Source organism: Halalkalibacter sp. AB-rgal2 (assembly GCF_041821005.1).
Taxonomy (GTDB): domain Bacteria; phylum Bacillota; class Bacilli; order Bacillales; family Bacillaceae_D; genus Halalkalibacter.
In genome coordinates, this window is the sequence record NZ_JBGUAV010000009.1 from 39373 (window position 1) to 55037 (window position 15665).

The 15665-nt window shown below is 37.3% G+C and carries 14 protein-coding genes; 12 read left to right on the forward strand and 2 right to left on the reverse strand.

Annotated elements, in window-relative coordinates; all coding sequences use genetic code 11:
• The first annotated feature begins 132 nt into the window (after positions 1-132).
• From asnB (ACERJO_RS09360) to asnB (ACERJO_RS09410), 11 genes are all read left to right on the forward strand, one after another.
• Entirely contained in the window at positions 133-2040 is a 1908-nt protein-coding gene (gene asnB / locus ACERJO_RS09360) for an asparagine synthase (glutamine-hydrolyzing) (protein WP_373647321.1), read from the forward strand.
• A gap of 236 nt (positions 2041-2276) precedes the next feature.
• Entirely contained in the window at positions 2277-2738 is a 462-nt protein-coding gene (spoVAC, locus tag ACERJO_RS09365) for a stage V sporulation protein AC (protein ID WP_373647322.1), read from the forward strand.
• Positions 2739-2751: 13 nt separating this feature from the next.
• On the forward strand, positions 2752-3756 hold the full coding sequence (gene spoVAD, locus ACERJO_RS09370; RefSeq protein WP_247106758.1) for a stage V sporulation protein AD: 1005 nt from the start codon (positions 2752-2754) through the stop codon (positions 3754-3756).
• A 1-nt stretch (position 3757) separates the two neighbouring features.
• On the forward strand, positions 3758-4111 hold the full coding sequence (spoVAE, locus tag ACERJO_RS09375) for a stage V sporulation protein AE (protein WP_247106757.1): 354 nt from the start codon (positions 3758-3760) through the stop codon (positions 4109-4111).
• A gap of 6 nt (positions 4112-4117) precedes the next feature.
• The gene (gene spoVAEA, locus ACERJO_RS09380) at positions 4118-4726 is read left to right on the forward strand and encodes a stage V sporulation protein SpoVABEA (protein ID WP_247106756.1); all 609 of its coding nucleotides are present in this window, start codon (positions 4118-4120) and stop codon (positions 4724-4726) included.
• On the forward strand, positions 4680-6164 hold the full coding sequence (locus ACERJO_RS09385; protein ID WP_247106755.1) for a spore germination protein: 1485 nt from the start codon (positions 4680-4682) through the stop codon (positions 6162-6164). The genes spoVAEA and ACERJO_RS09385 overlap by 47 nt, the downstream gene beginning before the upstream one ends.
• Before the next feature lie 308 nt (positions 6165-6472).
• A complete protein-coding gene (gene lysA / locus ACERJO_RS09390; protein WP_247106754.1) occupies positions 6473-7792 on the forward strand; it encodes a diaminopimelate decarboxylase in 1320 nt (439 codons plus the stop codon).
• 139 nt (positions 7793-7931) lie between these two features.
• On the forward strand, positions 7932-8366 hold the full coding sequence (locus ACERJO_RS09395) for a peptidylprolyl isomerase (RefSeq protein ID WP_247106753.1): 435 nt from the start codon (positions 7932-7934) through the stop codon (positions 8364-8366).
• A 227-nt stretch (positions 8367-8593) separates the two neighbouring features.
• Positions 8594-9484 (forward strand): NAD(P)/FAD-dependent oxidoreductase, encoded by an 891-nt coding sequence (locus ACERJO_RS09400; RefSeq protein WP_373647323.1) that lies wholly within the window; start codon positions 8594-8596, stop codon positions 9482-9484.
• 154 nt (positions 9485-9638) lie between these two features.
• Complete coding sequence (locus ACERJO_RS09405; RefSeq protein WP_247106751.1) at positions 9639-9770, forward strand: YjcZ family sporulation protein; 132 nt, start codon at positions 9639-9641, stop codon at positions 9768-9770.
• A gap of 187 nt (positions 9771-9957) precedes the next feature.
• A complete protein-coding gene (gene asnB, locus ACERJO_RS09410) occupies positions 9958-11844 on the forward strand; it encodes an asparagine synthase (glutamine-hydrolyzing) (protein ID WP_373647377.1) in 1887 nt (628 codons plus the stop codon).
• A gap of 64 nt (positions 11845-11908) precedes the next feature.
• Here asnB (ACERJO_RS09410) and ACERJO_RS09415 read toward each other — a convergent pair whose 3' ends face one another.
• Positions 11909-12964 carry a lactonase family protein gene (locus ACERJO_RS09415; RefSeq protein ID WP_247106750.1) on the reverse strand — a complete coding sequence of 352 codons (1056 nt, stop codon included), beginning with the start codon at positions 12962-12964 and terminating at the stop codon, positions 11909-11911.
• A 126-nt stretch (positions 12965-13090) separates the two neighbouring features.
• On the opposite strand from ACERJO_RS09415, the gene ACERJO_RS09420 reads away from it, so the two are divergent.
• Complete coding sequence (locus tag ACERJO_RS09420) at positions 13091-13846, forward strand: Cof-type HAD-IIB family hydrolase (RefSeq protein WP_373647324.1); 756 nt, start codon at positions 13091-13093, stop codon at positions 13844-13846.
• 132 nt (positions 13847-13978) lie between these two features.
• Here the strand turns inward: ACERJO_RS09420 and hpaB are convergent, their stop codons facing one another.
• Positions 13979-15424 (reverse strand): 4-hydroxyphenylacetate 3-monooxygenase, oxygenase component, encoded by a 1446-nt coding sequence (gene hpaB, locus ACERJO_RS09425; RefSeq protein ID WP_247106748.1) that lies wholly within the window; start codon positions 15422-15424, stop codon positions 13979-13981.
• Positions 15425-15665: the final 241 nt, after the last annotated feature.

The following is a 15665-nucleotide window of genomic DNA, read 5'->3' on the forward strand; positions in this document are numbered from 1 at the left end:
GCCTTTGAGAAAAAATCTCAAAGGCGTTTTTACCTATGACCATGCAGAAAAGATTTGTAGTGATGTAACCTTTATCGAGTTCTATTCGTTTTATGATCAAATGACGCTTTCGATGAAGAAGGGAAGATGCACATGTGTGGTTTTGTTGTTCGAATTAGTGGACAAGCTGAAAAAGGCTCCTATAAAAAGATGATGGGGTGTAATCGCTATATTCATCATCGTGGTCCAGATCAGATTGGTTACTTAAAAGGAGATTATATGGAGATGGCTTTTTCAAGATTGAGCATTATTGATGTAGAAGGGGGAAATCAACCACTCACTTATGAGGATCACCGCTATTCAATTGTATTTAATGGTGAGATCTATAATTATATTGAGTTACGTGACGAATTAAAGGAAAAAGGAAAAGAATTTCAAACATCTTCAGATACCGAGGTTATACTTGCTCTCTATAGTGAGATTGGAATGCAGTTTGTGGAGAAGCTAAGAGGTATGTTCGCATTTGTTATTTGGGATAAGATGAAGAATCAGGCGATTATTAGCCGAGATCGTTTTGGTATCAAGCCGCTCTATTATCATGAAGATGAAAAGAGCATTATTTTTTCTTCAGAAAAAAAATGTATAACTCAACGAATTAAGGATGGCAACCTTAATAAACAAGCTCTTCATCATTATTTTTCATTCCAATATGTACCAGAGCCTTATACGATGACTGACTCGATTCTACGTGTAGAGCCTGGTATGGTTGCGATAAAAGAAATTGGTAAACCTTTGCAAAAAGAGTTTTATTGGAAACCTATTTTGACTACGTCATATAAAACGGAAGATGACTGGATAAAAGATATAAAAAATGTTGTTTGTGATTCAGTTGAGAAGCATATGAGAAGTGATGTAGCAGTAGGATGTTTTTTATCTGGTGGAATTGATTCTACGATTATCACAACTTTGGCAAGTGAACATCACCCTGGTATTAAAGCTTTCTCAATAGGTTTTGAAGAAGATGGTTATAGTGAAGTGGATGTAGCAGAAAAAACAGCAAAGGAGCTTGATATCGAACATCACGTTTCATATTTATCAGCACATTCCTATAAAGAGGAGCTTCCAAAACTTCTTTGGCATTTAGATGATCCGTTTGCTGATCCTGCTGCTGTTCCGCTATACTTTGTTGCGAAAGAGGCAAGTCAACATGTCAAAGTGGTCCTTTCTGGTGAAGGAGCGGATGAACTATTTGGAGGATATACGATTTACAGGGAACCAATTAGTCTATCTCCATTTAACAAGGTTCCAACAGCTTTGAAGCCTGTATTGGCCAAATTGGCTTACCTAATACCAGAAGGAGTAAAAGGGAAAAGTTGGATAGAACGAGGGATTACTCCGTTAGAGAATCGTTATATTGGTAATGCGTTTATTTTTAAAGAAACAGAAAAAATGAAATTATTAAAATCATATAACTCAATATATACAAATGGAAGAATAACAGATGCTATTTACCAAGAAAGTGTTGGAGAAGACCCGATACAAAGAATGCAGCATATAGATTTAATGACTTGGTTACGTGGTGATATTCTAATGAAAGCTGATAAAATGACGATGGCCCATTCATTGGAATTGAGAGTACCCTTTCTTGATTCATATGTATTTGAGGTAGCCTCGCAATTGCCACCCGAAGCTAAAACAGCTAAAGGTACAACGAAGTATCTGTTACGAAAGGCATTTGCTGATCGTATTCCTGCACATGTAGTTGCTCGTAGAAAGCTTGGCTTTCCTGTTCCTTTACGTGTGTGGTTACGCAATGAGTGGTTTGATTGGGTAGAGGAACTCATTCGAGAAAGTGAGGCATCTTATTTACTTAATAAATCGTTTGTTCGAGAACTTCTTTATGAACACGCTCGTGAAGAGGCTGATCATAGTCGAAAATTATGGACCGTTATTTGTTTTATTATTTGGCATCAAGTTTTCATAGAAAAGAAATATGACATTGAAAAGTGGTTAACAGATGTTAAGGATGAAGATCAGCAACCATTTTGTAGTATTAGTTAAAAAGGAAGGGTAAAGAAGGTGAATGCAACCTTTTTTATTCTTCTTTTTTTTAAAAGGTAAAAATAAAAAAGTTCTAAGAAGATTAATCAAAATGGGTGTAAGTCGATTCAGGGGGGATAGGCTCCGTACGTAATTGCGTTTAGAAATGAAGATTAACAATTTAATGTATGTTCTTAAAATAATTTTATCATACTAACATTACTATTTAATTGATCGAAGGTAAGGGGGAACTGTATGTGCTAACAGAAGGAGAAAAGAAACAGTATAAAAAAAACATAACATTATACCAGCCTAAAAAGCACGTTTTAAAAAATGGATTAAAAGCATTCATTATAGGCGGTCTCATTTGTACATTTGGTCAATGGTTGAGTAAGGTTTACATGACTTATTTACCTTTTACAGAAGAAGAGGCAATGAGTTCCATGCTGGCAACGTTAATATTATTAGCTGCACTCGCAACAGGGGTAGGTGTGTATGATCGTTTAGGGCAATATGCCGGTGCAGGCTCACTTGTTCCAGTTACTGGATTTTCTAATGCGATGACAAGTTCAGCACTTGAACACAAAAGTGAAGGCCTCGTATTCGGGATTGGGGCAAATATGTTTAAACTAACCGGTGCTGTTATAGCATTTGGAGTAGTTTCAGCGTATGTGGTTGCCTTAACAAGGTTGTTGGTTTCAATGTTGATTAATTCGTAAGGAGCGTGTTTACTTGCAAAGAAAAGGGAAAAATACGTGGTTATTTAATGCTCCTGTTTATGTTCAGTCTACTGGTACAGCAGTAGGACCCCAAGAAGGTAAAGGACCCATTCAAGATAGCTTTGACAAAGTGTATGAAAACTTGTATGCCGGTCAAGATAATTGGGAATTAGCTGAAAGACAACTTATGAAAGATGCGATTGACTATGCATTAAAAAAAGCAGAAAAGAAAAAAGAAGATATTGACTATTTTTTAGCCGGAGATTTACTGAATCAAATTGTTACTTCTAATTATATTGCTCGTGAATTAGAGATTCCTTACTTCGGGTTGTTTTCAGCGTGTGCAACGGTAGCTGAAGCGATTGCGTTGGGAGCATTGTTTGTGGATACGAACGTAGCTGACAGAGTACTAGTCGCTGTCAGTAGTCATAATGCTACAGCTGAGAGACAATTTAGAAACCCTACCGAATTCGGTGGGCAACGTCCTGATACAGCTACTTTTACTGTAACAGGAGCTGGTGCGATGGTCATCGGTTCAGTTAAAAGTCAAATTCGAATTACGAGTGCGACAGTTGGAGAAGTTGTTGATTTAGGTATGAAAAACCCATATGATTTGGGATCTGCTATGGCTCCGGCAGCGGCCAACACTATTCTTAAGCATTCTAAGGAAATGAAGCGTGATCCATCTTATTACGATGTTATTGTAACAGGTGATTTATCACGAGTAGGAAGTGGAATTTTGCACAGACTATTGGAAGAAGATCATATTTCACTAAATAACCATGAAGATTGTGGCATTATGATATTTGATCAAGAGCAGCCTGTTTTTTCTGGTGGTAGTGGAGCAGCGTGTGCAGCAGTTGTTACGTTTGGTCATTTACTCAGTGAAATGAAACGAGGTGCGATTAGAAAAATGCTTGTTGTGGCAACAGGTGCATTATTAAGTCCGCTTATGATGCAGCAAAGTGAGTCCATACCTAGTATTGCACATGCTGTCTCCTTTGAATGGGAGGATTGACATGTTTGAGTATGTTGCTGCATTTCTTGTCGGTGGAACGATATGTTTTATTGGTCAAATGTTAATGGATATAGGAAAACTTTCACCAACACACACATTGAGCACGTTAGTAGTAGCAGGAGCTTTGTTGGATGGTTATCATCTATATGATCGATTGATTGACTTTGCAGGTGCTGGAGCGACAGTACCGATTACAAGCTTTGGGCACTCACTCGTACATGGAGCTATGTCTGAAGGAGGACGATATGGATTCTTCGGAGTTGGGATGGGCGTTTTTGAAGTAACGTCGGTCGGGATTTCTTCAACTATTCTATTTAGTTTTTTAGTCGCTCTTTTCTTTAAACCGAGAGGATGAATGGACATGGTATTGAAGCGGAAAGTCATCTTTATTACTGATGGGGATGAAGCAGCTCGTAAAGCGGTTGAGTGTGTCGCTTCAGATTTAGGTGGGCGCTGTATTAGTCGATCAGCAGGAAATCCGAGCACGCTTAATGGTGAGCAATTGCTTTCCTACATATTTGAAACGCCAGTTGACCCTGTTTTGGTCATGTTTGATGATTGCGGTTATCGAGAATTAGGACCGGGAGAGAAAGCGATGAAAGCTGTTGCCGAGCACCCAAACATTGAAGTCATTGGAGCAATTGCGGTAGCTTCATCGACACATTGTTCAGAGTGGTCAGACGTAAATGTGAGCATAGATCGGTTTGGCTATTTAACAGAGTTCGGAGTAGATAAGGAGGGTCTCCCTGATTTAGAAAAAGGAAGAATAAATGGAGATACCGTATATGTGTTGGATCAATTAAATATTCCGATTATTATCGGTATCGGTGATATAGGAAAGATGGCTGGACGTGATTCAGTTGAAAAAGGAGCACCTATAACAAAGAAAGCAGTAGAGATTATTTTAGAACGGAGCGGATATCATGAGTCAAACAAAGGAAAAGCAAACACCGATATCACCCGAAATTAGGAAAAATGAAGAACTACTAAAGCAACGTCTAGGTTTTGATCAATCATTTGATGTAGGTGTTAGGAAGCTTACTGTATTTGATAAAGAGTTGCAAATCTATTTTGTCAATGGTCTTTGTGATAACCTGTTCATTATTGAAATTTTACGTGAGCTAATGCTACTCGATTCACGTGGGAAAAAATCTGATGTTATAGATTATAAGCAAACAGTTATTAATCATTTGCCTCATGTTCAAGTTGAATTTGTCGATACACTTGAAGATGCGGCAACACAAATGTTATCAGGTTTAATTTCTATTTTAGTTGAAGGTGAAAAGCAAGCGATCGTAATAGATGTCCGTGATTATCCAGGTCGTGGTCCTGAAGAACCTGATACTGAACGAGTTGTACGTGGAGCGCGAGATGGCTATACGGAAAATATCATCTTGAATACAGGTTTAACAAGAAGAAGAATTCGTGATGAGCGCTTACGAAATGAAATTTTGAAGGTTGGAACTCGTTCAAAGACGGATGTGTGTATATCCTATATAGAGGGCATCGCTGATCCAAAAATGGTTAAAATAGTAAAAAAAGAACTTGAGGCTATCCAAATTGATGGCATTTCAATGGCAGATAAGATTGTTGAAGAATATATGGTTAAGCAGGGGATGAACCCATTTCCTCTTGTGCGGTATACAGAGAGACCAGATGTTGCAGCTGACCATTTATTGGAGGGTCATATCATTATATTGGTTGATACGTCCCCAAGTGTTATTATAACTCCAACTACTTTATTTCATCATGTACAACATGCAGAAGAGTATCGTCAAGCACCTATGATCGGAACGGTATTGAGGTGGGTCCGATTTATTGGAATTATGTTTTCGTTACTTATTTTGCCTTTCTGGTTATTATTGGTTATGCAGCCGTCGCTTTTGCCTGCTGGTTTAGACTTTATTGGGCCTGAAGAAATGAATAATATACCGGTTGTTGTACAAATCTTATTTGCAGAATTAGGAATCGAGCTTTTAAGAATGGCTGCGGTTCATACACCATCACCATTGGCGACTGCACTTGGGTTAGTTGCTGCCATACTAATAGGAGAATTAGCTGTTGAGGTCGGTTATTTTACACCAGAAGTTATACTCTACATTGCTTTAGGCGCGATTGGGATGTTTGCAACGCCAAGCTATGAATTGGGGATTGCTTTTAGAATGGTTAGAGTGTTACTTATTCTAATAGTTGCGTTCTTTAAGTTGCCAGGGTTTGTCATTGGTTTAACGGTCTTTATGATAGCATTAACGATCATTAAGACATTTAATAAACCATATTTATGGCCATTTCTCCCATTCGATCCACCTGCGATGTGGCACATTCTAGTCAGGTCATCTGTACCAACATTACGCTTTAGACCGTCAATTGTTCATCCACAGAATGTTGTGAAGCAACGATCGGAATGAAGTACTTCAATTAGTTTACTCACGCAGGAAGAGAATCACTAAAGGGGCATGCCTTCTTTAGTGATGTTTTTTTGCTTAGACATTACTAATTGAGTAGAAGCATAATCAAGTTGAGTCTTAGCGAATTAAGAGAAGTGCGGCAACTTAGTAAGAGTACTTTCATCTAACCTTAAAACTATTGAAGCGACTGCGAATGAAACTTTTGCGGAAAGATTGTTAATGATTCTTTCTTATTTGAATATTCTACTTTTCTGTGATAAAGTTGAGGTCGATATTTCGATCGTTTTTGATAATAAGGAGAGAACTGTATGTATAGACATGGTACGAGTCAAGTGAATGAAAAAGGTCATTTAGAAGTCGGTGGCGTCGATATGGTTGATTTAGCTGATGAATATGGAACACCGTTGTTTGTCTATGATGTTGCTCTTATTCGTGAACGGGCTCATCAGTTTCAGGAGGCTTTTCGTCAAGCCAATATTCCGTATCAAGTTGCTTATGCTAGTAAAGCGTTTAGTTCAATTGCAATGTTCGAATTGGCTAATCATTTAGGCTTGAGCTTGGATGTCGTTTCAGGTGGTGAGTTATATACAGCAATTGAAGCTGAATTCCCAATGGAACGTGTCCATTTTCATGGCAATAATAAAAGTATAGAAGAATTAGAAATGGCAGTTGAGGCTAAAATTGGTTGTGTGGTCGTTGATAACTTTTATGAATTGGAGGAGTTAAGTCGAATTTGTAAGCTTCGAAAAGCACACATGCAAATTTTACTAAGAATTACTCCAGGTGTTGAGGCACATACTCATGATTATATTTCAACTGGTCAGGAAGATTCTAAATTCGGTTTTGATCTTACTAGTGGGCAAATTCATGAAGCGGTTAAACGTTCTCAAGACGATGAATCTCTAACATTACTAGGGTTGCATAGTCATATTGGTTCGCAAATTTTCGAAACATCAGGATTTGTCATGGCTGTTGAGAAAATGTTTGATTTACTAGAAGATTTAAAGGAGCAGTATAATTTTGTTCCTTCGGTTATGAATGTTGGAGGTGGGTTTGGCATTCGCTATGTGGATGGTGACAAACCATTACCACCCGGAAGTTATGTAAAAGAAATGGCTACTATTGTGAAGGAAAAAGCTAAAAATGCTGGTATGGTGATCCCGGAAATATGGATTGAGCCAGGACGTTCATTAGTCGGTGATGCTGGTACTACTTTATATTCAATTGGTTCACAAAAACAAATTCCAAACGTTCGACACTATTTAGCTGTAGATGGTGGAATGAGTGATAATTTACGACCTGCGCTATACCAAGCTGAGTATGAAGGTGTGTTAGCTAATCGAGCAAATGAAGACGCGACTGATACTTTTTCAATTGCTGGTAAATGCTGTGAGAGTGGTGATATGCTCATTTGGGATTTACCACTGCCTAAAGCAAAGCATGAAGACATTTTAGCTGTTTTTTGTACAGGTGCCTATGGTTATTCGATGGCTAACAATTATAATCGTATCCCACGACCTGCTGTTGTATTTGTTGAGAATGGAGAAGCGGTAGAAGTTATTGAGCGAGAAAGTTATCCAGATCTTGTGAGGAATGACCTTTCGTTACCTAATCATATGTTGAAATAGTGAATTTAAAAATGAAGGAGATGAAAAAGAATGACGTTTTCACCTCCTTTTCTCTTTAATAGGTCAAATACTGATTAGTCGCTTTTCTTATTTAAATCATGTAAAATAAGATGAACAATATTTGAGGAGGATTTTACATATGAAAAAAGGAAGTATTACTTTTGAGAATGGCGAAAAAATTGTCATTGAATTTTACGATAATGAAGCGCCAAAAACGGTTGAAAACTTTGAAAAGCTTGCGAATGAAGGATATTATAATGGATTAACCTTTCATAGAGTCATTCCTGGTTTTGTGGCACAAGGAGGCTGTCCAACTGGAAATGGAACGGGTGGTCCAGGATATACAATTAAATGTGAAACAGAAGGAAACCCTCATAAACACGTGGCAGGCTCGTTATCTATGGCACATGCGGGGAAAGATACGGGTGGTAGTCAGTTTTTTATCGTTCATGAGCCTCAGCCTCACTTAGACGGAGTACATACTGTGTTCGGACAAGTTGTAGAAGGTTTAGAGTCTGTTTATCGCATTAAACAAGGTGATGTAATGGCAGAAGTTAAAGTGTGGGAAGAATAATTTAGTTTAGGTTTGTTTCATATGATCGATCTCGATCGTATGGAACAAACCTTTTTTTGTTGGGCAAAATGTATATGATAAAACTGTAGCCTAACCTATTGAGGTGAAAACGTATCCCATCACGTAGGAGAGTACTGAAAAAGTATATGACGTAATAGTTACTTATGGTTTATCTTTATAATGGAAATACTTCTTATATGCTGATTTTAAGGAGTGATGGCAATCATATGTTTGATGTTATGATTATTGGAGGGGGTCCGAGTGGACTTTCAGCTGCTCTAGTTTTAGGCAGAGCTAAACGTTCTGTTTTAGTTATAGATAATGAACAAGCACGAAATTTAGTCGTTCAATCGTCACATGGTTTTTTAACACGAGATGCTATTTCACCAAAAGAATTACGCCAATTAGCTAAAAAAGAATTGAAGAAATACAAGACAGTCCAATTCTGTTACGGAACGGCTATTAACCTACAGCAAAGCCATTCAACTTTTACAATTGAGGTCGGAAGTCTTCAGTTTAGTGCAAAGAAGGTAATTGTAGCAAGCGGTTTAAAGGAGCAGCTTCCTAACATTAATGGGTTAAAGGATTTGTATGGAAAATATGTGTTTTCATGTCCGTATTGTGATGGATGGGAGCTTAGAGACCAGAAATTAACGGTTATAGGTAACGGGGATAAATTAATTGAGTATGTAAAATTAATCCGGCAATGGAGTAACGAAATTGAAATATTAACTGGCGGGCCAAGAACCTTCACTAATAAAGATTATGATGAGCTTAAACATAGACGAATACCGATCATGGAGGAGGAGATTTCGGGATTTTTTAGAGAACGAAATGAATTGCAAATAGCTCTTTCAAACGGAGTGGTGATTACTTGTGATGCGGCGTTTTTGCTGAAAACCAACGCAAAACAGCAGATGATCCTTCCCGAACATCTACAAGTTAAATTGAAGAAAAATGGCTCCTATGAGACGAGCCTGCACGGACAAACGATACAAAGAGGTCTTTATATCATTGGTGATGCTGCCAAACGTTTTACCGGTTTAGTTGGTGCAGCGAGTGAAGGCTATGAAGCTGGCGTGCATTTAAATAAAGAGCTCGTAGAAGAAGAGTGGTAGTCTTCAAGCCCACTTTAGTCACCAAATATTTGTAATATTCATTGAACGTTTATTTAGTCGAACCTGTTTATCATTTATGCATATGCTAGTATGAGCAGAAAAATCAATACACCTTAAATTGGTTTTCTGACATTCAATTTAGGAGGAGATTCGAATGGGTTACGGCTATGATTGCTATGGCTATGGTGCGCCAGTTGCTGGAACATCTCATGGTAAAGGCAGTGGATTTGTATTAATCGTTGTCTTGTTCATCTTGCTAATTATTGTTGGTTCAGCATGGTGCTAATGAATGATAACGTGTGCTTGGCGATAAACGCCAAGCACTTTTTTGAATGGTCAAAAAATAGTGTGATTTAATTGTTATTCATTATTTTAGTTATGAGATGAAAGTTAATTCTATAATGGATTCTCGAATAAGATACCCATTATTTGGAGAGTATAGACTTAACTTAACATTTAAGGAATGATGAATGATGTGTGGATTTGTTGGTGTAATAGGGACAAACCTCCCTACGGATGAACAATTAAAGAAAATGGCAACTGTGATCACACATCGTGGTCCAGATGAAGTCGGCTATTATCGAGATCAATATATTAAATTAGGCTTTAGACGCTTAAGCATCATTGACTTAGAAAAAGGGCAACAGCCACTTACATTTGAAAATGGTCGTTACACGATAGTGTTTAATGGTGAAATTTATAATCATATAGAAATACGAAACGATTTAAAGCAACAGGGCATTACGTTTAGAACGGATTCTGATACTGAAACAATTGTAGCTTTATATAGTTTAAAAGAAGAAGAGGCTGTAAAAGAGCTACGAGGTATGTTTTCCTTTGTTATTTGGGATAAAGTAAAAAAAGAAATGTTTGCTGCGCGTGACCATTTTGGTATTAAGCCTTTTTTTTATTTAGAGAATCAAGGAAACATATATATGGCTTCTGAAATGAAATCTATAGTAGAAGTTTTTAAGGAGGTTCAAGTACACACGCAATCATTACAGCATTATTTAACCTTTCAGTACTCACCTGAGCCGCATACTTTAATTAAGAACATCATGAAATTAGAACCTGGTCACTACATGAAAAAGACATGGCAAGGAAAAGTAGATGTACAAGCGTATTGGAAACCTACCTTTGCACCTTCTAATGACTCGTATGAAAAGCAAAAGAAAAAAGTATTGGATGTGTTAAGGGAATCTGTACAATTTCATATGCGTAGTGATGTCCCAGTAGGATCTTTTTTATCTGGAGGCATTGATTCGACTGCAATCGTTGCATTAGCTAAGGAAGTGAATCCGTTCATTAAAACATTTAGTGTCGGTTTTGAAATTGAAGGTTTTAGTGAGGTTCATGTGGCAAAGAAAACGGCTGAAGCATTAAATGTAGAAAATATTGATTATGTGATTACTCCTGAAGAATATTTACAGCAATTGCCTAAGATTTTATGGCATATGGATGAGCCTGTTGCTGATCCAGCTGCTGTACCTCTTTACTTTGTTGCTAGAGAAGCAAGTAAGCATGTGAAGGTGGTACTTTCAGGTGAAGGAGCTGATGAATTATTTGCTGGCTACAATATATACAGAGAACCAGAATCATTGAAGCTGTTTTCATATATTCCTAAGAAGGGCAAGCTGTTATTACAGCAAATCGCGAAAATGCTACCAGAAGGGGTAAAGGGACGCGGTTTTATTGAACGTGGAACAACAGAATTAGAGCGTCGCTTCTTAGGAAATGCACATATTATGAGTGAATCTGAGAAAAAAGCCGTATTACGTTCTTATCAGAGAGAGAACGAATCGATTGATCATATTCAACCGATTTATGAACGGGCACATCACTATGATGAGGTGGCAAAAATGCAATACGTTGACCTTCATACTTGGTTAAGAGGCGATATTTTAGTGAAGGCTGATAAGATGACAATGGCTCATTCAGTAGAGTTAAGAGTACCATTTTTAGATAAGCAAGTGTTTGATGTGGCAAGACAAATTCAAACGAAGTATAAAATCTCTCATCATACGACGAAATACATTCTTCGTGATGCGATGAAGGAGATCATTCCAGAGCACATATTTATGCGTAGGAAATTAGGCTTTCCTGTACCGATTCGGTATTGGCTAAAAAATGAATGGTACGGTTGGGTATTACATCTAGTTAAGAAAAGTGAGACGGATTACTTGTTTGAAAAGGATGTTATTATTCGAATGCTTGAACTACATAGAAAGGGTGAGGGAGATTTCAGTCGAAAGCTGTGGGCTGTGATCGTGTTCATGGTTTGGCATCAATTGTATGTTGAAGGAGTAGAAGCATTTTCTGATGTGAGCATGAGTGATTCAGAAGAAGCACTTTTCTTATAAAGGAGAGATAAGCGCACTGAGCAGAGAGAATGTCCCAGGCAGTGCGCTTTTTTCATACCTTATGTTATTGATGGAGAAATTTCACACAAACAGGATTTGGTGCTTTCACCTGAACATTAGCTGACGTTAGTGAACCAGTTTGGTCATTAATATTGAAAAGGACAATATTACTCGTATCTCTATTCGCTGCTAAGAGGTATCTACCGCTTGGGTCAATGGTAAAGTCTCGAGGGTGTTCTCCACCTGTTGATGTAATCGCATTTCTTTTAACCTTACCTGTATGTTCATCAATCGTAAAGTGAGCAATACTATCGTGTCCACGGTTGGAAGCATAAATGAAACGGCCATTTTTTGATAAATGAATAGCTCCTCCTGTATTTTCACCGGTAAAGCCTTCAGGTAATGTGGATACGGTTTGGATTTCTTCTAGTAACCCTTGCTCGCTATCGTATGAAAATACAATGAGCTCTGAGCTTAACTCAGCATTTACGTATGCAAATTTTCCATCGTTTGAGAAACGAATGTGTCTAGGTCCAGATCCAGGTTTAACACTCATTTCTTTATGTAATTCTAACGTTTGGTTACGTAATTTGTATAAAGCAATTGTATCTGTTCCTAAGTCAACGACGGTGACATATTTTCCATCAGGAGTTAAACCAGCAAAATGAGCATGTGCCTTTTCTTGTCTAGCTTCGTTAGGTCCGTGACCTTCATGAGTTACTGTAGAATAGGAAGGCTGTAAAGAACCATCTGATAGAATAGGGTAAACATCTGCTTGTCCTTTATGATAATTTGCAGAAAATAATAAGTCATCTTTTTCATTTAATTGAACATGACAAGGAGAGCTCCCAACACTTAACTGTCGGTTCAACTCTGTTAATGAATGATCCTCATTAATCGAATATGCTACAACTCCGCCTTGTTCTCCTTCTTTTCCAACTGCATATAGATGTGAATTCGTTGAACTTAGCGTTAAGTATGTTGGGCCTTCTATTTCAGCAGCAACTTGTAAATTTTGAATAGTTGCTTCCTTAGGATTAAGCGATAAGCGATAAATTCCTTTGCTCTCTCCATTTGTGTATGTACCAACGTATGCTACAAAGGTTGTCTCGTTTGACACAATATCATCCTCCTTAGAAATTCTACTTTTACTATACCATTTACAACTTGAATTTGCCTAATAATTGATCCTATTCTACAATAAATGTATCTGTTGTAGATAACAATTGGAATGTGGAGGTTTAACATGGCAGAGAAGGCTGAGAAAGAAGTAAATATTAAATTAATTGCAATTGATATGGATGGAACACTATTGAATAAGGAGCATCAAATCTCTAATGAAAACCGAAATGCAATCAAGGCTGCGCAAGATCAAGGGATTCATGTAGTCATTAACACAGGAAGAACGAGAATGACTCTGGATCCATTAATTGAAAATTTATCATTAAATTCTTATTTAATTACGGTTAATGGAAGTGAGGTTTGGGACGATTCACTTGAGCTCATTGAACGAAAAACCCTCGATTCAGATTTAGTTGAATATATGTGGCGTTTAAAGGAGAAGCACCAAACATATTGTTGGGCCGCTTCAGTAGATAATGTGTGGCGCGAGGTATTTCCGGCAGAAGATATTCATTCCCATGAATGGATGAAATTTGGGTTTGACATTGAAGATGATAGAATCAGAGAACTAATATATGAAGATTTATCAAAATTAGGTACGCTAGAAATTACAAATTCCAGCCCGACTAATTTAGAAATTAATGCAATCGGTGTTAACAAGGCAAAGGCTATAGAATTTGTGTGTCATAAGTTAGGGTTCACTTTGGAAAATGTTATGGCAATAGGTGATAGTATTAATGATTTAGCGATGATTCAAGAGGCTAGAATGGGTGTGGCTATGGGAAATGCACAAGAGGTAGTAAAGGAAGCTGCAAATTGGATTTCATCAAGTCATGAAGAAGATGGTGTTGCGAAAGCGATTCAAACGTGGTGCTTGTAGAAAAGTTTAAAAAAGTTTAGTAATAGAAAAGCCAACCTTATTCTTCACTTAAAATATGAAAAAGGTAAAGGCACTTAAAAAGGTTAAAACCAAACTTTTTCAGTGCCTTTACGCTTGTATTTTGACTTTTAACTATTCTTTTAAAAAATGATGAATATGATTAGTGAATGGTTCTTTTGGATAGGCTTGATAAAGCGCCGAAGCGAGTCGTATAGGGTCTCCAAAAAAGTACCTTTCATATTGCGTTTGTCTTGAACCAAAGGCACTCATCGTTAAGTCCCACGCTAATCTTGAAAGCTGAACCTTCTTTTTTCCATCCGATGTTTGAGAACGTAAATAATGCTCAAGGGATAACGTTGGATCTAGTTCGAAATCAGCCTCAGTAGGAAGAGAAATCAGTCCGCTTGCTCCTATTTGCTGGAGGAAGTCAGTCATTTTAGGGTACATTTTTTGATAAAATGTTGAAGCGGTCATAAGTGGAGTTGCTAATGGTACCATCATGCCATAAGCATTAGGCGATGCTTTTTGTTCAGCACGAAAGAGTAGAGCTTTCATGATTTCTAACGTTACAATTATTTCGCTTATTTTTTCTTGGATATGCTGGTATTGGGTAATGGCTATAGACGAAGCTAGTGCTTCACTGATTCCTAGTAAAAATTCAGTTTTAATAATTTGTCGAGATACTGCTTGGAAAAGAAGCATCATATTGAGATCCGTTTGTTGAAAAACTGTTTTAGCTCGTTCGCAATCATTGTAAAAGAATATACGATCCCAAGGGATCAGAACATGATCAAAGACAACGACCGTATCAATTTCATCAAACCTTGAGCTAAGTGGATAGTTATATGAATTGTTATTTGTTGAAGTCGAGTAAGGCTCTCGACAATAAAAACGCACGCCTTTTGTGTTGGAAGAAATGGTGAACGCAAATGCATACCACGGTTCCATTATTGTACTTGCTGCAGGGAGTACGAGAATCTCATCCGTTATACCACCCTGTGTTGCAAGCAATCTAGCTCCATGAATGATAATCCCTTCCTCTGTTTCATGCAGCATTCGAGCTGCAACAATCTCTTCCTCTTTTAAATCATTTAAGTATTCAGTATAGTGTGTTGATCTATTTGTTTGTGGATTTACGAATGAATGAGTATATGATAGGTCATTTTCGATTGCACGTTCTAATGCAGAAGAAAGGTTTTTTTGAAATCGAGTATCAAAGAAAGACTTGGACTGACTTAATGTCATAATAGCAGTGTGAATATAATCAGGAGAACGGCCGATCGTTCCTCCATTTGTTCGAGCGATTAATTGAGTTGCTTGCCTTCTTTTTTGTAAATCGTCAATCGTTTTTGGTGTCTGAAAAGATATTTTATTGTATATACCATTGTTGAAGTAGGTCAATTTCGCCTGGTACGCTTCATCGTGATACATATTATAGATGTGTTCTTTAGTTCCTAAAATTCCTTTAAATGCTGGATGTTCTGAGATTTTCCCTAGGATTCTTTCACCTGCAACCCAAACGTCATTATTCATTTGATCTAAGCGGTTAATAAATTGTTTACCTGATAAGAGAGTCATTTTACCCACACCTTTACTTTTGATGTGCTTTATTATATTTAGACAAAAAGGATTCAGCTATTTATATGTTGTTAACCACTAACACATGCAATCAATTTCCTTGAAATGACCCATGTTTCCATAGTTAAGTTGAAAATTTGTTAATTTAATTAGGTTAATACTAAAGTTTTTATAGTTCGAAAACCCTTTAAATTGATTATAATAATTTGTACATATTTTTTTATGATTACTCTTCGCTTGC